Raw genomic sequence first — 24,608 nt, 5'->3', positions numbered from 1 at the left:
GAGATCGGAAGGTAGACAGGGTTATGGCCGATACGACGGTGAAGACGCGTTGGGTCTATGCCTTCGGCGGCGGTTCGGCCGACGGCGATGCGTCGATGAAGGATCTGCTGGGCGGCAAGGGCGCGAACCTGGCCGAGATGTCGTCGCTGGGCCTGCCGGTCCCGCCGGGCTTCACCATCACCACCGAGGCCTGCACCCACTACTACGCCAACGCGCGCAGCTATCCGGCCGACCTCAAGGACCAGGTGTCGGCTGGCCTGTCGAAGGTGGAGGAGATCACCGGCAAGCGCTTCGGCGACCCGGCGAACCCGCTGCTGGTGTCGGTGCGCTCGGGCGCGCGGGCCTCGATGCCGGGGATGATGGATACGGTCCTGAACCTCGGCCTCAACGACCAGACGGTGGAAGGTCTCGCGAAGCTCTCGGGCGACCGTCGCTTCGCCTTCGATTCCTATCGCCGCTTCATCCAGATGTACTCGAACGTCGTCCTCGACCTGGATCACCACATGTTCGAGGAGATTCTGGACGACCATAAGGACCGCCTGGACATCCATGTCGACACCGGCCTTTCGGCCGAGGATTGGGAGGCGGTGGTCGCCGACTACAAGCGCGCCGTCGAGGACGAGCGCGGCGAGCCCTTCCCGCAGGACCCGAACGAGCAGCTCTGGGGCGCCGTGGGCGCCGTGTTCGCGAGCTGGATGAACGATCGCGCCAAGTTCTATCGCCGGATGCACGACATCCCCGAGAGCTGGGGCACCGCGGTGAACATCCAGTCGATGGTGTTCGGCAACATGGGCGACGGCTCGGCCACCGGCGTCGCCTTCACCCGCAACCCGTCGACGGGCGAGAACAAGCTCTACGGCGAGTTCCTGATCAACGCCCAGGGCGAGGACGTGGTGGCGGGCATCCGCACGCCGCAGCCGCTGACCAAGGCCGCGCGCGAGGAGATGGGCGACGTCAACCCCTCGATGGAAGAGGCGCTGCCCGAGGTGTTCTCCCAGTTCAAGGGCGTCGTCGGCACGCTCGAGAAGCACTACCGCGACATGCAGGACATCGAGTTCACGGTCGAACAGGGCCGGCTCTACATGCTGCAGACCCGCAACGGGAAGCGCACGGCCAAGGCGGCGCTGAAAGTGGCGGTGGACCTGGCCAGCGAGGGCCTGATCAGCCGGGCCGAGGCGGTGATGCGGGTCGAGCCCGCCTCGCTGGACCAGCTCCTGCACCCGACCATCGACCCGGCCAGCCCGCGCGACGTCATCGCCACCGGCCTGCCAGCCAGCCCGGGCGCGGCCACCGGCAAGGTCGTGTTCACGGCGGAAGAGGCCGAGAAGCTGGGCGGCTCGGGCGAGGCGGTGATCCTGGTCCGCGAGGAGACCAGTCCCGAGGACATCCGCGGCATGGACGCCGCGCGCGGCATCGTCACGGCCCGGGGCGGCATGACCAGCCACGCCGCCGTGGTGGCCCGCGGCATGGGCCGCCCCTGCGTCTCGGGCGCCGGCGAGGTCCACATCGACGCCCGCGCCGGCGAGTTCCGCGCCCGCGGCAAGACCATCCGCGCCTACGACATCGTCACCATCGACGGCTCGACCGGCGAGGTCCTGCAGGGCGCGGTGAAGATGATCGAGCCCGAACTCTCGGGCGATTTCGCCACCCTGATGGGATGGGCCGACGAGATGCGCCGCCTGAAGGTCCGCGCCAACGCCGAGACGGCGCTCGACGCCCAGACGGCCCGCCAGTTCGGCGCCGAGGGGATCGGCCTCTGCCGGACCGAGCACATGTTCTTCGATCCGGCGCGGATCGCGGCGGTGCGCGAGATGATCCTGGCCGACGACGTGGCGGGCCGGAAGGCCGCGCTGGCCAAGATCCTGCCGATGCAGCGGCAGGATTTCGTCGAGCTGTTCAAGATCATGGAAGGCCTGCCGGTCACGATCCGCCTGCTGGATCCGCCGCTGCACGAGTTCCTGCCGCACACCGAGGAGGACGTGCAGGCGGTGGCCGAGGCCACGGGCCTCGACGCCGCCAAGCTCCTGCGCCGGGCCCAGGAGATGCACGAGGTGAACCCGATGCTGGGCCACCGCGGCTGCCGCCTGGGGGTCTCGTATCCCGAGATCTACGAGATGCAGGTGCGCGCGATCCTGGAGGCGGCCTGCGAAGTGGCCGCCGAGGGCCGCCCGGCGCCGATCCCCGAGATCATGCATCCCCTGGTGGCCAAGGGTGAGGAGATGCGCTTCCTGCGCCAGCTCACCGATCGCACCGCCAAGGAGGTGATCGCCGAGCAGGGCCGCGAGATCGGCTACATGGTCGGCACGATGGTCGAGCTGCCGCGTGCGGCGCTGCGGGCCGGCGACCTGGCCGAGAACGCCGAATTCTTCTCGTTCGGCACCAACGACCTGACCCAGACGACGTTCGGCATCAGCCGCGACGATTCCGGCCGGTTCCTGAACGCCTACATCGAGAAGGGCATCTTCGAGAAGGACCCCTTCGTCAGCCTGGACCAGGAGGGCGTGGGCGACCTGATCCGCATCGCCGCCGAGCGTGGCCGGGCGCAGCGGCCCGACGTGAAGCTGGGCATCTGCGGCGAACACGGGGGCGACCCGGCCTCGATCCAGTTCTGCGAGGGCGTGGGACTCGATTATGTGAGCTGCTCGCCCTACCGCGTGCCGATCGCCCGGCTCGCCGCGGCGCAGGCCGCCATCGGCGAGCGCGAGAAGGACCGGTAGGCCGGGGGAAGGGGCGCGCTCGGCGCGCCCCTCCGGTGACGGGATCAGGCCGTCTCGCGGTTCGGACCGATCCAGCGGTAGACGAGGCCGCCCAGCGCGCCGCCGACCAGCGGCGCCACCCAGAACAACCAGAGCTGGGACAGCGCCCATCCGCCCACGAACAGGGCGGGACCCGTGCTGCGCGCCGGATTCACCGAGGTGTTGGTGACCGGGATCGAGATCAGGTGGATCAGCGTCAGCGCCAGGCCGATCGCCAGCGGCGCGAAGCCGGCCGGCGCCTTGCCGTGGGTGGCGCCCATGATCACGAAGAGGAAGACCGCGGTCAGGAACACCTCCGCGATCAGCGCCGACGTGAGGCTGTATCCGCCTGGCGAATGGTCGCCGTAGCCGTTGGAGGCGAAGCCCGCCGACACGTCGAAGCCCGGTGCGCCCGAGGCGATGGCGTACAGGACGCCCGCGCCGACGATCGCGCCCAGGACCTGGGCGATGATGTAGGGTGCGATCTGGCCCGCCGGGAACCGGCCGCCGGCGAAAAGCCCCAGGGTCACGGCGGGGTTGAGGTGGCAGCCCGAGATGTGGCCGATGGCGTAGGCCATCGTCACCACGGTGAGGCCGAAGGCCAGCGACACGCCCAGCAGCCCGATCCCCACGTCGGGGAAACCGGCGGCGATCACGGCCGCCCCGCAGCCTCCGAAGGTGAGCCAGGCGGTCCCGATCGCCTCGGCGAGATACTTGCGGAAATCCATGACTGAACGCCTCCCGTTGCAGCGCCTTCCGGCGACCGGGCGGGAGCGTAGGGCGTCGGACTGCCCAAGAAAACACCGATATGGCCTATTCAAAGCGGCGAGGTTTCCGCAGGAGATCCTCCATCCGCCGCGCGCCGTGGAGGACCCGCCAAACCGCGATGCCATCGCCCTCGGGAAGCGGCTCGTAGAAGATGACGTAGGGGCGGACCACGATGCTGCGCGGGCTACCGGGAAACTCCGACCGCTCCCGGCCGATGTACGGAGCCGACGCCACGACTTCGAGCGCGCCGTAGATGCGGGCAAGGAAGGTGTCGGCAATCGTGGGCGAACTCTCGTCCGCGATGTAGGCCCAGAGGTCCAGGAGGTCGGTGCGCGCAAGCGGCGCGCGAAGGATGCGAGGCATCAAGCGGGAGGGAGACGCTACCGGGCTGTGCGCGCATCGCGCAACAGCACGTCGAGCGGCTCAAGCGGCTCCGCCTCTCCCTGCCCGATCTGCTGGCGGCCGGCCGCCAGCTTCGCGGCGACATCGTCATGATTGTCGACCAGGAACCGATCGATATCCCCGTCCGCATCCTGGAGCGGCGTACGTCGCACGCTGGTCGCCTTCAGATTCATTCCGGCAGCATAGCACATTGCGACATGGCGCGGCGATTTTCGGAGCCGTGCAGGCCTTGCTCCTGACTGCTCGGGAGCGCGCTCAGCGCTTCCGGACGAACACCGTGCCGGCCGAGTAGCCGGCGCCGAACGAGCAGATCAGGCCGGTCTCGCCCGGCCGGAAGTCGTCGCTGGCCTTGTGGAAGGCGATGATCGAGCCGGCGGACGAGGTGTTGGCGTATTCGTCCAGGATGATGACGTTCTCATGCGGCGCGGGTTCGCGGCCCAGCACGCGCCGTCCGATCAGCTCGTTCATGTTGATGTTGGCCTGGTGCAGCCACATGCGCTTCAGGCCGGCGGGGTCGATCCCTAGGTCGTTCGCGTGCTCGACGATCATCTCCGCCACCATCGGCACCACCTCGCGGAAGACCTTGCGGCCCTCCTGGACGAACAGCTTGTCGGCCTTGCCGCCGCCCTCGGGGCCTTCGCCCTCGGGCGCGCAGCGGTTGAGGAAGCCGAAGTTGTTGCGGATGTTGTTCGAGAACCGGGTCTTCAGGCGCGTCCCCAGGATGTCCCAGCCGCCGCCCTCGCCTGAACTTGGCGCATCCTCCGCCCGCTCCACGATCACCGCCGTGGCGACGTCGCCGAAGATGAAGTGGCTGTCGCGGTCGCGGAAGTTGAGGTGGCCCGAGCAGATCTCCGGGTTGACCATCAGCACCGCCCGCGCCGAGCCCGAGCCGATGAAGTCGGCGGCGGTCTTGACGCCGAAGGTGGCCGACGAACAGGCCACGTTCATGTCGAAGGCGAAGCCCTCGATCCCCAGCGCCTGCTGCACCTCGATGGCCATGGCCGGATAGGCGCGCTGCATGTTCGAGGCGGCGCAGATCACCGCGTCGATCCGCGAGGCGTCCTTGCCCCAGCGGGCGATCGCCTGGCGGGCCGCCTCGACGGCGATCTCCGCCAGGACCGAAAGCTGGTCGTCGCTGCGCTCGGCGATGTTGGGGGCCATGCGCTCGGGGTCGACCAGGCCGCTCTTGTCGATCACGAACCGGGACTTGATGCCCGAAGCCTTCTCGATGAACTCGACGGAGGAGGGAGCCAGGGCCTCGACCTCGCCGGCCGAGATGGCGTCGGCGTGGGCGGCGTTGAAGCGCTCGACGTAGGCGTTGAAGGTCTCGACCAGCTCGGCGTTCGAGAGGCTGTTCGGCGGGGTGTAGAGCCCGGTGGCGGCGATGACCGCGTCTGTCATGATGTCCTCGGCACGCGAAAGCGGGACTGCATAGCACGGTCCGGGTCGCCGTCACCCGCCCCGGTGATCCGGGTGTTGCATGGAAACCACAGACACAATCGGCCACGGCGTCGCCATAGAACCGGCCGCGCGTCGCCGCGTTTGGGTGTGATCCCGAATGGGACTGGGCGGGCTGTCCAGGACGAGTACGGAGTTCTCCCCAAAAATGAAAAAAGCTCTCATCAGCGTGGCCTCGCTGGCCGCGATCGCCGCCGCCATCCCCGCCGCCTCGCAGGCTCAGGACGCCGTCAACAGCGGCGTCTATGGCAACCTGAACGTCGGTATCGTCGACGCCAAGCAGGTGGACGTGAAGGCCATCCAGGGCCGCCTGGGCTACCGCTTCAACGACTGGATCGGTGTGGAAGGCGAGCTGGGCGCGGGCCTCAAGAGCGACACCGACACCATCGCCGGCGTCGACGTGAACACCAAGCTGAAGCATTCGGCGGGCGCCTATCTCGTCGGCTTTGCGCCGGTCGGCGCCAACACCGACCTGATCGCGCGCGTCGGCTACGGCACGAGCAAGTTCCGCGTGAAGGCCGCCGGCCTTTCGGCCTCGGATTCCGAGGACTCGTTCAACTTCGGCGTGGGCGCCCAGCACCACTTCGACGGCGTGAACGGCGTGCGGGTGGACTACACCCGCTACGAGACCGGCAAGAGCGCCCCGGACGCCAACGTCTGGACCGTGGGCTATTCTCGGAAGTTCTGACCCTTCCGGCCCAGGCTGAAGGAGAGGGCCATGCGGGCGACCGCATGGCCTTTTCCTTGACCGGGGGCCGCCCGGCGCTCACCCTCCCGCCAACCGGAACAAGGGAGACGCGAGCCTTGGACGAGGCGTTCTTCATTCAGCTCGCCCTGTCGGCGGCGGCGGTGGGGGCGCTCGTCGCGATCGTCGCCTGGGCCAAGATCGCCAAGCCCGTCCGGCCGCTCGACGACCACAAGGCGCGCGTGCTCCTCGCCGAGGAGTTTCCCACCCGATCCATAGACGCGATCTGGACCGCCTCGGACGGCGCCGGCGCCCTGGCCAAGTCGGGCGGCATGGCCCTGGTCCTGTGCCGGGTGGGCGACGGCTTTGCCGCACGGCAGATTCCCTGGCCCCAGGCGGTGTCGGCCACGTTCAGGAACGGCCGGCTCCATGTGAACCTCGACGACATCGCCGCGCCGGCGGCGACCATCCGCCTTCCGTCCTGGCCCCCCGAGAACCTGACCAAGGATCTGGCGGCATGACGGAGGCCGAATTCGATCCGGTCGCCCTCGCCACGCCGTTCTTCATCCTCACCATCATCCTCGAGATCGTTCTGGCCCGCCTGGGTAAGGCCAGGGCGAACTACGAGGTCAAGGACACGGCGATCTCCCTGAGCATGGGGCTTGGCTCCACGCTGGCGGGCCTCGTCACCGCCGGCCTCGCTTTCGCAGCGACCCTCTGGGTCTACGAGCACCGCCTCTTCACGATCCCCATGACAGCGGTCTGGGCGTGGGTGGCGATCTTCCTGCTCGAGGACCTCACGTACTATTGGTTCCACCGTCTCAGCCACGAGCGGCGGTTCTGGTGGGCGGCGCACGTCAATCATCACAGCAGCCAGCACTACAACCTCTCGACGGCGTTGCGGCAGACCTGGACGGGCGGTGTGGCGGGAACCTGGCTCCTGTGGCTGCCCCTTGCGTTCCTGGGCTTCCCGCCGGCGATGATCGCGATCCAGAAGGGGATCAGCCTCGTCTACCAGTACTGGATCCACACCGAGGCGATCGGCCGCCTGCCGCGCTGGTTCGAGGCGGTCTTCAACACCCCGTCGCATCACCGAGTGCATCACGCCCGCAATCCGGTCTACTTGGATCGCAACTACGCCGGAATCCTGATCGTCTGGGACAGGCTGTTCGGCACCTTCCAGCCCGAGCTGGACGCCGAGCCGTGCCGCTACGGCATCGTCAAGAACCTGGGCACTTTCAACATCCTGCGGGTGGCGTTCCACGAGTGGATCGCGATGGCGGCGGACGCGCTTCGCCACCCTAGCCACGCCCTGGGCTACATCTTCGGCCCTCCCGGCTGGAGCCACGACGGCAGCCGCGAGACCAGCGCGGCGATTAAGGTCCGGGCCTTGGGCGCACCAATCAACACCCCGCTCATCCCCGCGCATGCGGGGACCCAGGCTTCTTCTTTCACTCCGGCGGCAGAGTCTCGAACAGATCCTGCCAGTCTGGGTTGACGCTCTCGATGAGCCGCAGCTTCCAGATCCGATACCACTTCTTCATGGCCCGCTCGCGCGCGAACGCCGCTTCCCGTGTCTCAAAGTATTCGTAGTAGACCAGCGTCTTCACGCCGTACTTGGAGGTAAAGCCGGGTGACGAGCTCTCGCGATGCTCCAGAGCGCGCCGGCTCAGGCTGTCGGTATGCCCGATGTAGAGCGTGCCGTTGCGCCGGCTGGCCATGATGTAGACGGCGAACATCCCGACCTCTCATAGAGAAAAGCCTGGGTCCCCGCATCCGCGGGGATGAGCGGATATTTTAGTCTCTGAGCAGCGGCAGGCTGAGGCCGCCGACGGGCCGGGCGCCCAGGACCTCGCGGCGGAAACGGAACAGCTCGGCGGGGCGGCCGCCGGTGTCGGCGTCGACCCGGCCCAGGCCTTCCACCAGTTCGGCGCGTTCCAGCGCGCGGCGGAAGTTCTGCTTGTGCAGCGGAACGCCGGCGATGGCCTCCACCGTCCGTTGCAGCGCCGAGAGGGTGAAGGCGTCGGGCATCAGCTCGAAGACCACGGGCCGGTACTTCAGCTTGCCGCGAAGCCGACCGAGGGCGGTGGCGAGGATGCGCCGGTGGTCCGAGATCATGGCCTCGCCCACGGCCGCGACCAGCGCTTCGGCGCGGGCGGGCGAGGCCTCGCTGCGGTCGCGGGCCGCCTCGGGGGCCAGGCCCGCCTCGTAGAGCAGTTCGTAGCGTTCGAGGACGCGTTCCTCGTTCCAGGGCGCGCCGTCCAGGGCGAAGACCAGCCGCGCCCGCGCCAGCTTCTGGGCGTCGTTGCCGGCCCAGGCGCGCAGGGCCGGGCCGATGGTGTCCAAGGCCGGCGGACGTCCGCCGCGCCAATCCTCCCAGGGGAAGATGCGCGACCACGGCCGCCACTCGCTGCCGGCGAAATGGGTGTCGACCGCGGCGGGGGCGAGGGCGAGATAGCCTACGGAGATCACCCGCGCCGCGCCGTCGCCGTCGCCGAGGTTGGCCAGGGGGGCGTCGCGGCCCTTGTCCCCGAAGGTGTAGAGCTGCTCGACATAGCCCAGGTCGAACCGCGTCTGCTCGGTCACGAAGGCGCGCAGGGCCAGTTCGAACGTCCGGTGGCCGTCGGGGTCGAAGGGCCCGAACGGCAGGCCCGAGAGATTGCCCGCCCCCTTGTGCCGGACGGTGAGGGCCACGGCCTCGCCGTCCTTGATGGCCACGACCACCGCCGACAGCCCGATGACGAGGGCCGTGTTCATTCGGTGTCGAACGCCTGGGCGTGGGGGCTGTAGCCGGCCGCCTCGGACAGCACCTCGAAGCGGCGCAGGTAGTGAGCCTGGGCCTCGCCCGGCGCCTGGGGATCGATCCTGAGGGCGTAGCCCTCGGGCGGGGCGCCGAAGAAGTCGAGGCTTTCGGCGGGGTTGAAGCCCGCGAGCTGGACAGCTTCGAAGTAGGCGCACGCGCGGTCGGCCCGCTTGATCAGCTTCCTTATCGCCGGCGGCGTCTTCGCCGGCAGGCCGAAGCGGACATGGATGGCGGTCTCCAGCCGCTCCTCGAAGAGCTTGTAGTCGACCCCCAGGGCGGCCTTGAACGGGCTGATCATGTCGCCGATCACATACTCGGACGCATCGTGCAGCAGGGCGGCCAGCCGCCAGCGCGGCTCGATATCGGGCTGGATGTGGGCGACGATCTCCTCCACCACCACCGAATGCTGGGCCACGGAGAAGGCGTGTTCGCCTAACGTCTGGCCGTTCCAGCGCGCGACGCGGGCCAGGCCGTGGGCGATGTCCTCGATCTCGATGTCCATCGGGGAGGGGTCGAGCAGGTCCAGCCGGCGGCCCGACAGCATCCGTTGCCAGGCCCGGGGCGCCTCTTTTGTGCGACGCAGCCCTTTTCTCACCCGCACATTCCTTTCAGTGTCGCGTTGGTCAACTGGCCCAGGGACTGACAAAGATCAATCCGGGGGCGCGCGCCGTCGGCCAAGATGGGGCGAGGATGGGGCGAGATGAGGATGTTCGCATGAGTTGGGCCCGCATCATGGCGCCTCTGTCGGGTGGACAGGGGGACGCGGCCGCCGTGGCGGCGGCGAAGACGATCGCCGAGCCGTTCGGCGCGGAGCTGGCGTGCGTCTACACGCCGGCGGACGTGGCCGACGTCATGCCCTGGATGGGCGAGGGGTTCCTGGGCGGGGTGCAGACCACGGCGCTGGAGTCGCTGAAGGAGGCCACGGCCGCCGGGGAGGCGAACGCGCGCAGGGCGGCCGAGGGCGCCGGCTACGCCAAGGCCCGGTTCATCGCCCTGGCGACGCCGGTGTGGGCCGGGTTGTCGGCGGAGAGCCGGCTGTCGGACGTGGTGGTCTTCGCGTCCGACTCCGCGCGGGGACGTGGCCCGCTGGCCGAGGCCTTCCAGCAGATGGTGGCGGACGAACAGCGGCCGGTGCTGGTGGCCCGGCAGGGCCTGAAGGTCGGCGGCGTGGCGGTCGTGGCCTGGGACGGCGGCAAGGAGGCGAGCCGGGCGGCGCGCCTGGCGACGCCGATCCTGGAGAAGGCGTCGCGCGTGGTGATCGTGGGCGCGCCCAAGGCCAGTTCGCGCACCTTCGATCCCGAGCGGCTGAAGGCCTATTACGCCGCCCGCGGGGTGGCCGCCGAGGTCAGGCTGCTCACCGACGCCGGCGACGCCGCACCCGCGATCCTGCACGCCGCCGCCGAGGTGGGCGCCGACATCCTGGTGGCCGGCGCCTTCGGCCATCCCCGGCTGCAGGAGTTCATCTTCGGCGGCACGACCCGGACGTTGCTCGGGTCCGACGGGCCGTCCCTCTTCCTGTCCCACTGACACGCCTGTCTGGTTTCCTGGAGGTTGTTCCCATGTCCTTGTCCCGCATCGTGATGCGCCTCGCACGCAATCCCGGCACCGAATTCGCGGGCGGCGACGACCATCGAGGCTACGCCCTGACCGCGCCGCTCACCGACGACGGCCATCTCGACGAGGCCGCCTACGCCAAGGCGCGCGACGCCTGTACGGTGCGCCGCTTCGCCCCCGACGAGCCGCCGGCGGACGGACGCCTGGCGCGGCGGGGCCAGCGCTGGTTCTTCGACTACGACGACAGCGATTCCGCCGATGACGAGCCGGTCCACCGCCTGGGCCAGCACCGGTTCGCGGTGGGCGAGTATGTGACCGTGACCGACGAGGACGGCCGCCCCCTGACCTACAAGGTGGTCGAGGTCCAGCCCGTCTGAGGCCGGGAGCCGAGGGCGCCCCCACGTCACACTTGCCGGCCTCCCGATCGTTCGGCACGCTGAACGCCGATAACCAATACGGGAGGACGTCATGGCCGACGACAAGCCGGAGGTTTCGGGCGCCGACGATCTGGGCTTCGACCCCGATGCGCTGCTCGCGAAGTACCGGGCCGAGCGGGACCGCCGCGTCCGCACCGACGGCAATGCGCAGTACGTCGAGATCGCCGGCCAGTTCGCCCACTACCTGGAGGATCCGTACGTCGAGCCGTTCGACCGCGCGCCGCTGACCGACGACGTCGAGGTGGTGGTGATCGGCGGCGGCTTCGGCGGCCTCCTGGCTGCGGCCCGTCTCAAGGAGGCCGGCGTCACCGACGTGCGGATCATCGAGAAGGGCGGCGACTTCGGCGGCACCTGGTACTGGAACCGCTATCCCGGCGCCGCCTGCGACATCGAGAGCTACATCTACCTGCCGCTGCTGGAGGAGGTGGGCTACCTGCCGGTCGAGAAATATTCCCGCGCGCCCGAGATCCTGAAGCACAGCCGCGCCATCGGCGAGAAGTTCGGCCTCTACGACAACGTCTGCTTCCAGACCGAGGTCAAGGAACTGCGCTGGAACGAGGACGCCGCGCGCTGGATCATCTCCACCAACCGCGGCGACGCCATGCGCGCCCGCTTCGTGGTCATGGCGAATGGCCCGCTGCACCGGCCCAAGCTGCCGGGCATTCCCGGCGTCGAGGGCTTCCAGGGCCACAGCTTCCACACCAGCCGCTGGGACTACGGCTACACCGGCGGCGATTCCAACGGCGGCCTCACCGGCCTGAAGGACAAGCGGGTCGCCATCATCGGCACCGGCGCCACGGCCGTGCAGTGCGTGCCGCACCTGGGCGAATGGGCCAAGGAACTCTACGTCTTCCAGCGCACGCCCTCGTCCATCGACGTGCGCAACAACCGCCCCACCGATCCCGATTGGGCGGCCGGCCTCCAGCCGGGCTGGCAGCAGGAGCGGATGGACAACTTCAACATCCTCGTCTCGGGCGGGTTCGCCGACAAGGACCTGGTCAACGACGGCTGGACCGACATCATCGGCAACATCCTGCTGCTGGCCCGCAAGAAGGCCGAGGCGGGCGAGGCGGTCGGCAATCCCGCCGAGCTGATGCAACTGGCCGACTTCAAGAAGATGGAGCAGGTCCGCGCCCGCGTGGATTCGGTGGTGCAGGACAAGGCCAAGGCCGAGGCGCTGAAGCCCTGGTACAACCAGTTCTGCAAGCGGCCGTGCTTCCACGACGAGTACCTGGCCACGTTCAACCGGCCGAACGTCCACCTGATCGACACGGCCGGGAAGGGCGTGGAGCGGATCACCGCGAACGCGGTCGTGGTCGACGGCAAGGCCTACGAGGTCGACTGCCTGATCTACGCCACCGGCTTCGAGGTGGGCACCGACTACACCCGCCGCTCGGGCTACCAGCTCTACGGGCGGGACGGGATCACGCTGACCGAGAAGTGGAAGGACGGCGCCGCCAGCCTGCACGGCTTCCACGTCCGCGGCTTCCCGAACTGCTTCGTGGTCTCGAACGTCCAGTCCGGCTTCTCGGCCAACTTCCCGCACATGCTGAACGAGCAGTCGAAGCACATCGCCTACATCGTCAAGCACGCCATGGACCGCCAGGCGCGCACCGTCGAGGCCTCGCAGGAGGCCGAGGACGCCTGGATCGGGACGATCGAGAAGCTGGCCCTCCTGCGCGAGAACTTCCTCAAGGAATGCACGCCCGGCTACTACAACAACGAGGGCAGGCCCGAGGTGATGGCCAAGCGCAACAGCTCCTACGGCGCCGGCCCCGTGGCCTTCGCCAAGGTGCTGGAGGACTGGCGCGCCGATGGCTCGCTCAAGGGGCTGGAACTGACGCCTTGAGGGCCGAGCCGACCCGGCCCACTCCCTCGCGCTGAGGTCGTCTGCACGGAATCTGCACGCGAACCTGTCCGCCTCCGCGCGCCGGCATGCGCAGGAGGACGATGGCCCGGCCCCAAGGTGATCCCGAACAGCGGGAGAGCCTTCGCCGATGCGGCCGCGGATGCCGAGCTTCTGGGTCAAGGCGGCGCTCAGTTTGGCGGTCGTGGCCGCGGCCGACGTGCTGCTCTTCGACGCCGGCGGCCTGGGCCTGAACCTCGGCCTGTTCAGCCTGGCCCTGGTGGGCGCCCTCGGCTTCGTGACCCCGGCGATCTTCCGCCACAGGCTGGCGTTGCTGGCCTTCGCCGCCGCGGCCCTCCTGGCGGTGCTCCAGATCGAGCGGGCGACGTTCGTCGGCTGGATGCTGTTCGCCGTCGCCCTTGGGGTCGCCGCGCTGGCGCCGCGCGCGCCCGCTCGCGAGGACGGCTGGCGCTGGACTCAGCGGCTGGTCGTCGGCGGGCTCAAGGCCCTGGTCGGCCCGCTGGTCGATCTGCGCGACGTCCTCAGGGCCAGGGCGCGTCGTGGCCCTGCCCGCACCGCCCTGATGGTCGTGAGCGCCGGGCTGCCCCTTCTGGGCGGCGTGGTGTTCGTCAGCCTGTTCGCCGCGGCCAATCCGGTGATCGAAGGCGCCTTCGCTGCGATCCGGCTGCCCGAGCTGGAGGTCGCTCGCCCCGTCTTCTGGGCCATGATCGCGCTGATCGTCTGGGCCGTGCTGCGTCCGCGCGGCCTGCGGCGGACGCTGGACGCGCCGCGCCTGGACGGCGACCTGGACCTGCCCGGCGTCACGACCGGCTCCATCTGCGCCTCGCTGGTGGTCTTCAACCTGATCTTCGCCGTGCAGAACGGCCTGGACGTCGCCTTTCTCTGGAGCGGGGCGGGGCTGCCCGAGGGCATGACCTTCGCCGACTATGCCCATCGCGGCGCCTATCCGCTGATCGCCACGGCGCTGCTGGCGGGACTGTTCGTGCTGGTGTTCCTGCGGCCCGGATCGGCCACCGCGCAGTCGCAGCCGGTCCGCAAGCTTGTCGCGCTCTGGGTGGCGCAGAACCTGTTCCTCGTGGCGTCCACCGCGCTCCGGACCTTCGACTACGTCGAGGTCTATTCCCTGACCCGCATGCGCATAGCGGCGTTGCTCTGGATGGCGCTGATCGCCGTCGGGCTCGTCCTGATCACCTGGCGGCTGCTGCGGGGAAAGTCCTCGGGCTGGCTGGTCAACGCCAATCTCCTGGCGGCCGGCGCCGCGCTACTCCTGTGCAGCGTGGTGGATCTCGGCGCGATCGCCGCCGCGTGGAACGTCCGCCATGCCCGGGAAGCTGGCGGACGCGGGGTCGGACTCGACCTCTGCTACATGCGCGAACTCCGGGGCGCCGCCGTCGTCTCGCTTGCCGAGATGGAGCGGCGCGAGTTGCCCGAAGACCTGCGGAGGCGGGTGGCCGTCGTCCGCGCGGAACTGGCCGCGGACATGCTGGATCGGACCCGGGACTGGCGGGGCTGGCGGTTCCGCGACGCGCGTCGCCTGGCTCGCCTCGAAGCCCTCGGCTCACCGGCGTCGCGCGCAGGTCACGGAACGGCCTATCGTTGCGATGGCGCGCTGCGAATCCTCCGGCCGTCGTCTCCGGCCACCCCATTGACCCCCAGCCCGAAGCCCGGATCATGACGTCCATGCCGCAGGTCCTCGTCGTCGATGACGATCCCCATATCCGCCAGCTCCTCGCCTTCGCCCTGGAGAAGGCCGGCCTCGCCGTGCGTGAGGCCGAGGACGGGGAAGCGGCCCTGGCCGCCGTCGCCGAGCAGGCTCCCGACCTCGTGGTGCTCGACATCAACATGCCGCGCATGGATGGTCTCGACGTCTGCCGCCGCCTGCGGGCGCAGGGCGACCTGCCGATCCTCTTCCTGTCGTCCCGCGACGACGAGATCGACCGCATCCTGGGCATCGAGCTGGGCGGCGACGACTATGTGACCAAGCCCTTCAGCCCGCGCGAGGTCGTGGCCCGCGTCCAGGCGATTCTGCGCCGCGCCCGGTCGCCACGGCCGGTCGAGGCGGGTGAGAGCCAGACCGAGACCCTGTCCCGCGGCCGTCTGTCGCTGGACGGCGAGAGCTGGAGCGCCCGCTGGGACGGCGCCGAAGTGGGGCTGACCGTCACCGAGTTCGGCATCCTGAAGATCCTGCTCTCGGCGCCCTCGCGGGTCTTCACCCGCGACCAGATCATCGACCGGCTGCACGGCCCGGGCTTCGCCATCACCGACCGCACCATCGACAGCCACGTCCGCAACCTGCGCGGCAAGTTCGCGGCGGTCGGCGGCCACGACGTGGTCGAGACCCGTGCTGGCGTCGGCTATCGCCTGGGGCCGTGCCTGGGCGTCCAGCCGGACGTCGCGTCGCGCGCGTGATCGAGCGGCTCAAGGATCTCGTCGCCCCTCTCTGGCCGAAGCTGCGGCTGCGGACGATCCTATTCGCCGTGCTGGTCTTCGCCGCCGCCATGCCGGCGATCGGGGCCATCGCCCTGCGGGTCTATGAGAACACCCTGGTCCGCCAGACCGAGGCCGAGCTTGTGGCCCAGGGCGCGGCTCTGACCGCGCTCGCGGCGCTGAGCTGGCCCGGCGCGCCGCCGCCGGCGCCGCGCCCCGAGGATCCGCCCGAGAGCTACTTCCGCCCCGAAGGCACCACCATCGACCTCAGCCGCGATCCCGTGCTGCCTGAGCGACCCGACCTGCCGGCGGCGACGCGGCCCGCCCAGCCCGAGGCGGCGGGCGTGATCGCCGTCATCGATCCGGTGATCGAGCGCACAACCCGTACGACGCTGGCCTCGGCCGTGGTGCTGGACGCCGGGGGGGTCGACCGCGACGGCGACGACTACGCCGGCCTGCCCGAGGTGGCCGCGGCGCTCGCCGGCCGGCCGCGCACCGTGCTGCGGGTCAATGGCGACTACCGCCCGCGCTATCGCTTCGAATGGTTGAGCAAGGCCTCGGGCATCCGCCTGCACCATGCCCGGCCGATCCTGGTGGACGGGCAGGTGAAGGGCGTCGTCCTGCTCTCGCGATCGCCCCGCGCCCTGTTCCGCGGCCTCTATGAGGATCGCGGCAAGTTCGGCCTCGCGGCGGTGGTGATCCTGGGGGTCGTGGCGCTGATGGCCGGACTGATCTCGCGCGGCGTCACGCGGCCCATCGAGACTCTCAGCGCCGCCTCGCGCCGCGTGGCCGAGGGCGGCGGCGCCGTGCCCCGGACGCCGCGCACGGCCGCCGTCGAGATCCGCGAGCTCTACGCCGACTTCCGCGCCATGGCCGCGCGGATCGAGCGGCGCAGCGGCTATCTCCGCGACTTCGCCGCCGCCGTCAGCCATGAGTTCAAGACGCCGCTGGCCGGCATCACCGGCGCCGTCGAACTGCTGCAGGACCACTTCGAGACCATGTCGCCCGAGGAACGGCGGCGGTTCCTCGACAACATCGCCGGCGACGCCGACCGGTTGTCGCAGCTCGTGACCCGGCTGCTGGACCTGGCCCGGGCCGACATGGCGTCGCCCGAGGCCGGGGTCGCCACCGGCCTGGCTGAACCCGTTCGCCGCGCCGTCGACGGCCAGAGCCGCACCGACTTCGCCGTGACCATCGACCTGCCGCCGGACCTGCCGCCCGTGGCCGTGCCGGCCGCCACGCTGGAAAGCGTGCTCGCGGTCCTGCTTCAGAACGCCCGCCAGGCCGGCGCCCGTCATGCGGCGGTCGCGGCGATCCAGACGGACGGCGTCGTTGAACTTGCGGTCTCGGACGATGGCCCGGGCGTGCCGCAGGCCGATCGCGAGCGCCTGTTCGAGCCCTTCTTCACCAGCCGGCGGGCCACGGGCGGCACGGGCCTGGGCCTGCCCATCGCCCGCTCGCTCCTGGCCGCCAGCCACGCCAGCCTCGACCTGGCGGAGGGTGGGCAGGGCGGAGCCCGGTTCCGGATGGTCCTGCCGCGCGCCGATTGAGCGGCCTGCACCGAATCTGGACACGCTGCCGCGCACGGCCTGCACGCCGCGCGGCCACTCTTGCGGCATGGACCGGCCGCAACGCCCCACTCCCGACGGCTTCCGCCTCGCCCTGAACCCCACCGGCGAGGCTTGGTCCTGGCGGCTGACCACGCCGGCCGGCGCCGAGGTGGGCGCGCATGCGCCCGACCTCGGCGCTGCGCGCGCCTCGGCCGTCTTCGCGGCGTCGGTGATGCAGGCCCTGGAACGGACGCGCCGGCGGCGATTCTAGCCTGGGCGCTTCCAGCCCAGGGTGACGAAGGTCTCGCTCTCGATCATCCACTGGCCCGTGACCTTGCGCCAGGCGGCGAGGTAGGTCCCGCGCATCTCCTGGTCACGCCAGGCGCCCGTCCAGCGCCCGGCTTCGGCGGCCCGCTCGCCCGCGGCGTCCAGCTCCACCGTTCCGGTCTCGCGCACGAAGGTGATGAAGCCCGGATCCGTGAACTGGGCGGCGAACGCCGCGATCACCGCATCGGCGCCGACGATCAGGCTCCCGTCGCCGACGATCACCGTGGCGTCGCGCAGGAAGAACGGCCGCAGCCGCTCGGCGGCGTGCCGGGCGATCAGACGGTTGGTCAGCTTCCGCCGCGCCCGGATCGCGTCCTCGGGCGTGGTGGCCACGGTCAGGCCGGGTTGGCGGCCAGGCGCTTGTCGAGGTAGGCGCCGACGCGGCCCTCGACGTCGGGCAGGTTCTCCATCCAGAAGTGGCTGGCGCCGTCGACCACGTCGTAGTCGATCACGATGCCCTTCTGGGTGCGCAGCTTCGACACCACCCGCTCCACGTCGATCGGCGGCACCACGGTGTCGTTCTGGCCGTGCAGGATCAGGCCCGAGGCGGGGCAGGGGGCCAGGAAGCTGAAGTCGTAGGCGTTGGTCGGCGGCGAGACCGAGATGAAGCCGTCCGTCTCGGGCCGGCGCATCAGGAGTTGCATGCCCACCCAGGCGCCGAACGAATAGCCCGCCACCCAGCACTGCGACGCCGCCGGGTTGGTGGACTGGAGCCAGTCCAGCGCCGTCGCCGCGTCGGCCAGCTCGCCGATGCCGCCGTCGAACTCGCCCTGCGAACGGCCCACGCCGCGGAAGTTGAACCGCAGGACCGAGAAGCCGCGCTTCATGAACAGGTGGAAGAGCTGCACCGCCACCGGATTGTTCATCTGGCCGCCGGCCTTGGGGTGGGGATGCAGGATCAGGGCGACGGGCGCGGTCTCGCTCTTGCCCTGGGAGTAACGGCCTTCGATCCGCCCGGCGGCGCCGGTCAGAACCACTTCTGGCATTCGAACCCTCTTCCGACTGTCGTCATTCGACGTGGAATACTTGACTGCCACACTCGGTCTTCCTAAGTCGCAGCCATCCGGCGCGACCCTCCCGAGCGAGGCGCGGCTAATACCATAGGCGTCGCCGGATGCGCGCGAAAACTGCAATGGGCGTCCGACCATGCGACTCTCGACGAAAGGCCGCTACGCCGTGATGGCCATGGCCGACCTCGCACAGCGCGAGCACGGAGCCGCCCGCGCCGTCGCCCTGGCCGACATCGCCGCGCGCCAGGAGATCTCGCTGTCGTACCTCGAGCAGCTCTTCGCCCGCCTGCGCCGCAAGGGCCTGGTCAAGAGCGCCCGTGGCCCCGGCGGCGGCTATCGTCTGGCCCGCACCGCCGAGACCACCACCATCGCCGAGATCGTCCATGCGGTCGACGAGCCGCTTCGCGCCACCCGATGCCACGGTCTGGCCAAGGGCTGCATGATGCGCGGCGAGCGCTGCCTGACCCACGACCTCTGGGAGGACCTGGGCCAGCACATCGAATCCTACCTGGCGTCGGTCAGCCTGGCCGACGTGGTGGGCGGAAAGCTGCGCCGGGCCGCATGAGCGTCTACCTGGACCATAACGCCACCACGCGCGTCCGGCCCGAGGCCGCCACCGCCATGGCCCGGGCGCTGGAGGCTGTCGGCAACCCGTCGTCGGTCCACGCCGCCGGCCGCGCCGCCCGCGCGCGGATGGAGCAGGCCCGCGCCGACGTCGCCGCCCTGATCGCCGCGCCGGCCTCGACGGTCGTCTTCACCAGCGGCGGCACCGAGGCCAACGCCCTGGCGATCCAGGGCGCCGTGGCGGCGGGGAGCCGCCGCTTGATCGTCTCGGCCATCGAGCACGACAGCGTCCGCGAGGCCGCCCGCGCCTTCGCCCCCGCCGTCGAGGACCTGCCGGTGGATGCGGACGGGGTCGCCGACCTGGCCTGGCTGCGTGCGCGGCTCGCGGCCTGGAACCCTTCGGACGGCCGGCCCTTCGTGGCCCTGATGCTGGCCAACAACGAGACCGGGGTGATCCAGCCCGTGGCCCAGGCCTCTGCCCTGGTGCGCGAGGCCGACGGCTGGCTGCACGTCGATGCGATCCAGGCGGCCGGCAAGATCCCCACCGACAGCCGGGGCCTGGGCGCCGACACGCTGTCGATCTCGGCCCACAAGATCGGCGGCCCGATGGGCGTCGGCGCGCTCACTTTCGGCCCGCGGGCCAGCCTGGTCCGCGTCCAGCACGGCGGCGGGCAGGAGCGGGGCCGTCGGGCCGGCACCGAGAACCTGCCGGGCGTCGCGGGCTTCGGCGCCGCGGCGCGGGCCGTCGGCGATGTGGGCGACCCCGCTTGGCGCGACTCCGCGGCCGAACGGCTGAAGGCGACCGGCGCCCTCGTCCTGGGCGAGGCCGTCCCGCGCCTGCCCAACACGCTCTGCGTCGCCCTGTCCGGCTGGGACGCCGAGCGCCAGGTGATGGCGCTCGACCTGGCCGGGGTCATGGTCAGCGCGGGTTCGGCCTGCTCTTCGGGCAAGGTGAAGGCCAGCCCCGTCGTCGCGGCGATGGCGCGCGCCGACCTCGCATCCTGCGCCATCCGCGTCTCGGGTGGCTGGGACACCACCGAAGAAGACTGGCGCCGCTTCGCCGACGCGTGGCTCGAAGCCCACGCGCGCCACGCCGCGCGCCGAAAGGAAGTCGCCTGATGGCCGCCGTCAAACAGACCGTCGATCACGTCCGGAGCCTGGAGAAGTACAAGCACGGCTTCGTCACCGATATCGACCAGGAGTTCGCGCCCAAGGGCCTGAACGCCGACATCGTGCGCTTCATCTCGGCCAAGAAGGACGAGCCCGAGTGGATGCTGCAATGGCGGCTGGACGCCTTCGAGCGCTGGCTGGCCATGGACGAGCCGGCCTGGGCCAAGGTCAGCTTCCCGCGCATCGACTACCAGGACGCCCACTACTACGCCGCGCCGAAGCAGAAGGTCGGGCCCAAGAGCCTGGACGAGGTCGATCCCGAGCTTCTGGAGACCTACAAGAAGCTGGGCATTCCGCTGCGCGAGCAGGAGGTGCTGGCCGGCGTCGAGGGCGCGCCGAAGTACGCCGTGGACGCGGTGTTCGACAGCGTCAGCGTGGTCACCACCTTCAAGAAGGAGCTGGCCCAGGCCGGCGTCATCTTCTGCTCGATGAGCGAGGCGATCCGTGACCACGGCGACCTCGTGCGCCGGTACCTGGGCTCGGTGGTGCCGGTGAGCGACAACTACTTCGCCTGCCTGAACAGCGCGGTCTTCTCGGACGGCAGCTTCGTCTACGTGCCGCCGGGCGTGCGCTGCCCGATGGAGCTCTCCACCTACTTCCGGATCAACGCCGAGAATTCGGGCCAGTTCGAGCGCACGCTGATCATCGCGGACAAGGGGGCCTACGTCTCGTACCTGGAGGGCTGCACCGCCCCGATGCGCGACGAGAACCAGCTCCATGCCGCGGTGGTGGAACTGGTCGCCCTGGACGACGCCGAGATCAAGTATTCCACCGTCCAGAACTGGTACCCCGGCGACGCCGAGACGGGGAAGGGCGGCATCTACAACTTCGTCACCAAGCGCGCCGACTGCCGCGGCGACCGCTCGAAGGTGTCGTGGACCCAGGTCGAGACCGGCTCGGCCATCACCTGGAAGTACCCCTCGTGCGTGCTGCGGGGCGAGGGCAGTTCGGGCGAGTTCTATTCGATCGCCATCACCAACGGCCGCCAGCAGGCCGACACCGGCACCAAGATGATCCATCTGGGGCCGAACACCCGCTCGCGGATCATCTCCAAGGGCATCAGCGCGGGGAAGAGCACCAATACCTATCGCGGCCTGGTCTCGGCGCACCCGAAGGCCAGGGGCGCGCGCAACTTCACCCAGTGCGACAGCCTGCTGATCGGCAAGACCTGCGCGGCCCACACCGTCCCCTACATCGAGGCGCGCAACGGCCAGTCGGTGTTCGAGCATGAGGCCACCACGACGCGGCTCTCCGAGGACCAGCTCTTCTACGCGATGCAGCGTGGCCTCTCCGAGGAGGAGGCGGTGCAGCTTCTGGTGAACGGGTTCGTGAAGGACGTCCTTCAGGAACTGCCGATGGAATTCGCCGTCGAGGCGCAGAAGTTGGTGGCCATCAGCCTCGAAGGGAGCGTGGGGTGACCATGGGCCGGAAAGCCATCGCGTGGTGACCTTATCGGAAAGAATGATCGAGATTTATCAATGCTGTCTGTAAAGAACCTGCACGCCGAGATCGACGGCAAGGAGATCCTCAAGGGGCTCACCCTGGACGTCCCCGCGGGCGAGGTCCACGCGATCATGGGGCCGAACGGCGCGGGCAAGTCGACGCTGAGCTATGTGCTGACCGGGCGCGAGGGCTACGAGGTCACTGAAGGCTCCGCGACGCTGGACGGCGAGGATCTTCTGGCGCTGGCGCCCGATGCGCGGGCGGCCCGCGGCGTGTTCCTGTCGTTCCAGTATCCGCTGGAGATTCCGGGCGTGCCGGCGCTCACCTTCATCCGCACCGCGCTGAACGCCCAGCGCAAGGCGCGCGGCGAGGCCGAGATCACCGCGCCCGAGTTCCTGAAGCTGGCCCGCGCCAAGGCGGCGGACCTGAAGATCGACTTCGACATGCTGAAGCGCGCCCTCAACGTCGGCTTCTCCGGCGGTGAGAAGAAGCGGATGGAAATCCTTCAGATGGCGATGCTTTCGCCGCGCTTCCTGATCCTGGACGAGACCGATTCCGGCCTCGATATCGACGCGCTGCGCATCGTGGCCGACGGGGTGAATGCGCTGCGCGGCCCCGACCGCGCCATGCTGGTGATCACCCACTACCAGCGGCTGCTGGACTATATCAAACCCGACCGCGTCCATGTGCTCTCGGCCGGCCGCATCGTCGCCTCGGGCGGACCTGAGCTGGCGCTGGAGCTCGAGCGCGAAGGCTACGACAAGTACGCGAGGGCCGCTTGAGCGTCGCGACGGCCATACGCGAGCGCGACGCCGCGCGCCTGCCCGGCAAGCGCGACGAGGACTGGCGCTGGACCGACCTGCGCGGCCTGATCCGCCAGGTGCCGCCGCCGTCGGCCGAGGTCGATCCGGCGACGGCCGGCGTCGGACCGTTCGACGCGCTGTCCGACGAGCGGGTGGTGATCGTGAACGGCCGGGGCGCCGTCCACATCGGCGTCGAGCCGGGGGAGACGAAGGTGGTCGTCCTGCGCCACCTCTCCAGGGGGGACGGCGCGCACGCTGCGCGGGTGTCGGTCGAGGTTGAGGCCGGCGGTCGGTTGACCCTGCTGGAATCCTATGAGGGCGACGCCGGCGGCTACCTGGCCCAGGCGGGCCTGTTGTTCAGCGTCGGCAAGGACGCGGCGCTCGAACGCATCATTCTGGCCGAGGACGGCGCCGAGGGCGTGACGGTCAGCCAGGCCGAGGTCGAACTCTCGCCCGGCGCGGCCTTCGCCCAGACGGTGGCGACCTCGGGTGCGCGCCGCCAGCGGATCGAGATACGCGTGGCGCATCCGGGCGGCCACGCCGGCCTGCGCCTGGACGGGGTCTATATCCTCGACGGCAAGCGCCACGCCGACCTGACCAGCGTCGTCACCCATGCCGGCGTCGACGGCGCGACCGGGCAACTCGCGAAGGGCGTCGTACGCGACCAGGCGCGCGCGGTCTTCCAGGGCCGCATCGTGGTGGCCGAGGGGGCCGACCGCACCGACGCGCGGATGGGCCACCACGCCCTGATCCTCTCGGATCGCGCCGAGGTGGACGCCAAGCCCGAGCTGGAGATCTACGCCGACGACGTCGCCTGCGCGCACGGAAACACGGTGGGCGCCCTGGACGAGGACGCCCTGTTCTACGCCCGCCAGCGCGGCGTTCCCGAGCCGCAGGCCCGTGCGCTGCTGACCGAGGCCTTCATCGGCGAGGTCGTGGACCGGATCGGGCACGAGCCGGCCCGCGAGATCGTCCGCGCCTGGGTCGCCGAAAGGCTGGGAGGCTGACATGGCGTTCGACGTCCAGGCCGCCCGCGCCGACTTCCCGATCCTGCTGCGCCGGGTCCACGACAAGCCGCTGGTCTATCTGGACAGCGCCGCCTCGGCCCAGAAGCCGCGGCAGGTGATCGAGGCCATGACGCGGGCGATGGAGCATTCCTACGCCAACGTGCATCGGGGCCTGCACACCCTGGCCAACGAGACCACCGACGCCTACGAGGCGGCGCGCCGCAAGGTGGCGGCGTTCATCAACGCCGATGTCGGCGAGATCGTCTTCACCAAGGGCGGCACCGAGGCGGTGAACCTGGTCGCCCAGGGCCTGGGGGCGGGCCTGCATCCCGGCGACGAGATCGTGCTCTCCGAGATGGAGCACCACGCCAACATCGTGCCCTGGCACTTCCTGCGCGAGCGCAAGGGTGTGGTGCTCAAGTGGATCCCGGTGACGGACGACGGCCGGCTGGACCTGGAGGCGTTCCAGGGTCTTCTGGGGCCGCGGACGAGAGTGGTGGCGCTCAGCCACATGTCGAACGTCCTGGGCACCACCAACGACGCCAAGGCCCTGGCGCGGATGGCGCACGAGGCGGGCGCCCTGGTCCTGTTCGACGGCTGCCAGGCCATCGTCCACAAGCCGGTGGACGTGGGTGACATCGACGCCGACTTCTACGTCTTCTCCGGCCACAAGCTCTACGGGCCGACCGGTATCGGCGTCCTGTACGGCAAGGCCGAACGGCTGGCCGCCCTGCCGCCCTACCAGGGCGGGGGCGAGATGATCGGCATGGTGACGCGCGACGAGATCACCTACGCCGAGCCGCCGCACCGCTTCGAGGCCGGCACGCCGCCGATCCTTGAGGCCATCGGTCTGGGCGCGGCGATCGACTGGCTGTCGAGCCAGGACCGGCTGGCCATCGCCGAACACGAGCATGGCCTGTACGACCGCGTCCGCGCGCGGCTGGCCGGCTTCAACTGGCTGCGGGTGATCGGCGACGCGCCGGGGAAGGGGGCCATCCTGTCGTTCACGATCGACGGCGCCCACGCCCACGACGTGGCCCAGATCCTCGACCGCTATGGCGTGGCCGTGCGCGCCGGGACCCACTGCGCCGAGCCCCTGATGCGGCGTTTCGGCGTGACGTCGAGCGCCCGGGCCTCGTTCGCCCTATATAACACCGAGGAGGAGGCTGACGCCTTCGTCGACGCCTTGACCAAGACACAAGCCTTCTTCGCCTGAGTGATGTGACCCGATGGACGACGCGACCGCGATAGAGCCGACCGCCACGCCGCCCCTCAGCCAGGCGGAGCTCGACCGGCTGACCGATCTGCTGATCGAGAAGCTGAAGACCGTCTACGACCCCGAGATCCCGGTCGACATCTACGAGCTGGGCCTCGTCTACCGGGTGGACGTCTCGGACGACAAGGACGTGGCCATCGACATGACCCTGACCGCGCCAGGCTGCCCGGTCGCCGGCGAGATGCCGGGCTGGGTGGAGGACGCGGTGAAGGAGATCTCCGACGTCCGCTCGGTGAAGGTGGACCTCGTCTTCGACCCGCCGTGGGACCCCTCGCGCATGAGCGACGAGGCCAAGCTCGCCCTGAACATGTTCTGACCGGCA

Annotated in this window: 27 protein-coding genes; 18 read left to right on the top strand and 9 right to left on the bottom strand. The window is 70.0% G+C overall.

Translation table 11 applies throughout. The features are described 5' to 3' along the window. Positions 1-23: 23 nt before the first annotated feature. A complete protein-coding gene (ppdK, locus tag WG212_RS17410) occupies positions 24-2,717 on the top strand; it encodes a pyruvate, phosphate dikinase (protein ID WP_337188378.1) in 2,694 nt (897 codons plus the stop codon). A gap of 44 nt (positions 2,718-2,761) precedes the next feature. On the opposite strand, the gene aqpZ is transcribed toward ppdK, so the two are convergent. The 4 genes from aqpZ to WG212_RS17390 form a co-directional block, all read right to left on the bottom strand. Then, entirely contained in the window at positions 2,762-3,463 is a 702-nt protein-coding gene (aqpZ, locus tag WG212_RS17405) for an aquaporin Z (RefSeq protein WP_337188377.1), read from the bottom strand. An 85-nt stretch (positions 3,464-3,548) separates the two neighbouring features. Continuing rightward, positions 3,549-3,866 (bottom strand): type II toxin-antitoxin system RelE/ParE family toxin, encoded by a 318-nt coding sequence (locus WG212_RS17400; RefSeq protein ID WP_337188376.1) that lies wholly within the window; start codon positions 3,864-3,866, stop codon positions 3,549-3,551. A gap of 17 nt (positions 3,867-3,883) precedes the next feature. After that, positions 3,884-4,078 (bottom strand): hypothetical protein, encoded by a 195-nt coding sequence (locus tag WG212_RS17395; RefSeq protein ID WP_337188375.1) that lies wholly within the window; start codon positions 4,076-4,078, stop codon positions 3,884-3,886. A gap of 82 nt (positions 4,079-4,160) precedes the next feature. Beyond that, positions 4,161-5,306 carry a beta-ketoacyl-ACP synthase III gene (locus tag WG212_RS17390; protein WP_337188374.1) on the bottom strand — a complete coding sequence of 382 codons (1,146 nt, stop codon included), beginning with the start codon at positions 5,304-5,306 and terminating at the stop codon, positions 4,161-4,163. 205 nt (positions 5,307-5,511) lie between these two features. On the opposite strand from WG212_RS17390, the gene WG212_RS17385 reads away from it, so the two are divergent. The 3 genes from WG212_RS17385 to WG212_RS17375 all read left to right on the top strand — a co-directional run bounded on the left by WG212_RS17385 (position 5,512) and on the right by WG212_RS17375 (position 7,546). Continuing rightward, on the top strand, positions 5,512-6,051 hold the full coding sequence (locus tag WG212_RS17385) for a porin family protein (RefSeq protein ID WP_337188373.1): 540 nt from the start codon (positions 5,512-5,514) through the stop codon (positions 6,049-6,051). A 116-nt stretch (positions 6,052-6,167) separates the two neighbouring features. Then, entirely contained in the window at positions 6,168-6,569 is a 402-nt protein-coding gene (locus tag WG212_RS17380; protein WP_337188372.1) for a hypothetical protein, read from the top strand. Next, positions 6,566-7,546: a sterol desaturase family protein gene (locus tag WG212_RS17375; protein WP_337188371.1), complete on the top strand. Its 981-nt coding sequence runs from the start codon at positions 6,566-6,568 to the stop codon at positions 7,544-7,546. The genes WG212_RS17380 and WG212_RS17375 overlap by 4 nt, the downstream gene beginning before the upstream one ends. Here WG212_RS17375 and WG212_RS17370 read toward each other — a convergent pair. Genes WG212_RS17370 through WG212_RS17360 form a run of 3 tightly spaced genes read right to left on the bottom strand, consistent with a single transcriptional unit; the run spans position 7,500 to position 9,395 of the window. Continuing rightward, a complete protein-coding gene (locus WG212_RS17370; protein ID WP_337188370.1) occupies positions 7,500-7,787 on the bottom strand; it encodes a GIY-YIG nuclease family protein in 288 nt (95 codons plus the stop codon). The genes WG212_RS17375 and WG212_RS17370 overlap by 47 nt on opposite strands. A 58-nt stretch (positions 7,788-7,845) precedes the next feature. Beyond that, complete coding sequence (locus tag WG212_RS17365) at positions 7,846-8,805, bottom strand: NAD regulator (RefSeq protein WP_337188369.1); 960 nt, start codon at positions 8,803-8,805, stop codon at positions 7,846-7,848. Next, on the bottom strand, positions 8,802-9,395 hold the full coding sequence (locus tag WG212_RS17360) for an HD family hydrolase (protein WP_337188452.1): 594 nt from the start codon (positions 9,393-9,395) through the stop codon (positions 8,802-8,804). The genes WG212_RS17365 and WG212_RS17360 overlap by 4 nt, the downstream gene beginning before the upstream one ends. Positions 9,396-9,565: 170 nt before the next feature. Between WG212_RS17360 and WG212_RS17355 the strand changes: the two genes are divergently transcribed. The 7 genes from WG212_RS17355 to WG212_RS17325 all read left to right on the top strand — a co-directional run bounded on the left by WG212_RS17355 (position 9,566) and on the right by WG212_RS17325 (position 16,957). Next, positions 9,566-10,378, top strand: a complete 813-nt coding sequence (locus WG212_RS17355; protein ID WP_337188368.1) for a universal stress protein — start codon at positions 9,566-9,568, stop codon at positions 10,376-10,378. Positions 10,379-10,410: 32 nt separating this feature from the next. Further along, the gene (locus WG212_RS17350; protein WP_337188367.1) at positions 10,411-10,782 is read left to right on the top strand and encodes a hypothetical protein; all 372 of its coding nucleotides are present in this window, start codon (positions 10,411-10,413) and stop codon (positions 10,780-10,782) included. 91 nt (positions 10,783-10,873) lie between these two features. Next, the gene (locus tag WG212_RS17345) at positions 10,874-12,691 is read left to right on the top strand and encodes an NAD(P)/FAD-dependent oxidoreductase (protein ID WP_337188366.1); all 1,818 of its coding nucleotides are present in this window, start codon (positions 10,874-10,876) and stop codon (positions 12,689-12,691) included. Positions 12,692-12,839: 148 nt separating this feature from the next. Continuing rightward, positions 12,840-14,384 carry a DUF4173 domain-containing protein gene (locus WG212_RS17340; RefSeq protein ID WP_337188365.1) on the top strand — a complete coding sequence of 515 codons (1,545 nt, stop codon included), beginning with the start codon at positions 12,840-12,842 and terminating at the stop codon, positions 14,382-14,384. Next, the gene (locus WG212_RS17335; protein WP_337188364.1) at positions 14,381-15,118 is read left to right on the top strand and encodes a response regulator transcription factor; all 738 of its coding nucleotides are present in this window, start codon (positions 14,381-14,383) and stop codon (positions 15,116-15,118) included. Before WG212_RS17340 ends, WG212_RS17335 begins: the two co-directional genes overlap by 4 nt. Next, entirely contained in the window at positions 15,115-16,686 is a 1,572-nt protein-coding gene (locus WG212_RS17330; RefSeq protein WP_337188363.1) for a HAMP domain-containing sensor histidine kinase, read from the top strand. The genes WG212_RS17335 and WG212_RS17330 overlap by 4 nt, the downstream gene beginning before the upstream one ends. 67 nt (positions 16,687-16,753) lie before the next feature. Further along, positions 16,754-16,957 (top strand): hypothetical protein, encoded by a 204-nt coding sequence (locus tag WG212_RS17325; protein ID WP_337188362.1) that lies wholly within the window; start codon positions 16,754-16,756, stop codon positions 16,955-16,957. Here the strand turns inward: WG212_RS17325 and WG212_RS17320 are convergent. Together WG212_RS17320 and WG212_RS17315 are read right to left on the bottom strand one after the other, a co-directional pair. After that, positions 16,954-17,346 carry a DUF4440 domain-containing protein gene (locus tag WG212_RS17320; RefSeq protein ID WP_337188361.1) on the bottom strand — a complete coding sequence of 131 codons (393 nt, stop codon included), beginning with the start codon at positions 17,344-17,346 and terminating at the stop codon, positions 16,954-16,956. The two genes, WG212_RS17325 and WG212_RS17320, sit on opposite strands and share 4 nt — an antisense overlap. Positions 17,347-17,348: 2 nt before the next feature. Continuing rightward, on the bottom strand, positions 17,349-17,999 hold the full coding sequence (locus WG212_RS17315) for an alpha/beta hydrolase (protein WP_337188360.1): 651 nt from the start codon (positions 17,997-17,999) through the stop codon (positions 17,349-17,351). 160 nt (positions 18,000-18,159) lie between these two features. Between WG212_RS17315 and WG212_RS17310 the strand changes: the two genes are divergently transcribed. From WG212_RS17310 to WG212_RS17280, 7 genes are read left to right on the top strand one after another with little or no spacing between them, the layout of a single operon-like run. Next, a complete protein-coding gene (locus tag WG212_RS17310) occupies positions 18,160-18,588 on the top strand; it encodes an Rrf2 family transcriptional regulator (protein ID WP_337188359.1) in 429 nt (142 codons plus the stop codon). After that, complete coding sequence (locus WG212_RS17305; protein ID WP_337188358.1) at positions 18,585-19,706, top strand: cysteine desulfurase family protein; 1,122 nt, start codon at positions 18,585-18,587, stop codon at positions 19,704-19,706. Before WG212_RS17310 ends, WG212_RS17305 begins: the two co-directional genes overlap by 4 nt. Beyond that, on the top strand, positions 19,706-21,175 hold the full coding sequence (sufB, locus tag WG212_RS17300) for a Fe-S cluster assembly protein SufB (protein ID WP_337188357.1): 1,470 nt from the start codon (positions 19,706-19,708) through the stop codon (positions 21,173-21,175). Before WG212_RS17305 ends, sufB begins: the two co-directional genes overlap by 1 nt. A gap of 60 nt (positions 21,176-21,235) precedes the next feature. Further along, positions 21,236-21,982 carry a Fe-S cluster assembly ATPase SufC gene (sufC, locus tag WG212_RS17295; RefSeq protein WP_337188356.1) on the top strand — a complete coding sequence of 249 codons (747 nt, stop codon included), beginning with the start codon at positions 21,236-21,238 and terminating at the stop codon, positions 21,980-21,982. Beyond that, complete coding sequence (gene sufD / locus WG212_RS17290; protein ID WP_337188355.1) at positions 21,979-23,010, top strand: Fe-S cluster assembly protein SufD; 1,032 nt, start codon at positions 21,979-21,981, stop codon at positions 23,008-23,010. The genes sufC and sufD overlap by 4 nt, the downstream gene beginning before the upstream one ends. A 1-nt stretch (position 23,011) precedes the next feature. Then, entirely contained in the window at positions 23,012-24,226 is a 1,215-nt protein-coding gene (locus WG212_RS17285; protein WP_337188354.1) for a cysteine desulfurase, read from the top strand. A gap of 13 nt (positions 24,227-24,239) precedes the next feature. Then, entirely contained in the window at positions 24,240-24,602 is a 363-nt protein-coding gene (locus tag WG212_RS17280; protein ID WP_337188353.1) for an SUF system Fe-S cluster assembly protein, read from the top strand. The last annotated feature ends 6 nt before the right edge of the window (positions 24,603-24,608 follow it).

Source organism: Phenylobacterium sp., assembly GCF_037189685.1.
Taxonomy (GTDB): Bacteria; Pseudomonadota; Alphaproteobacteria; order Caulobacterales; family Caulobacteraceae; genus Phenylobacterium.
Note: the sequence above shows the minus strand (reverse complement) of the source record. Positions and strands in the feature narration are given on the sequence as shown.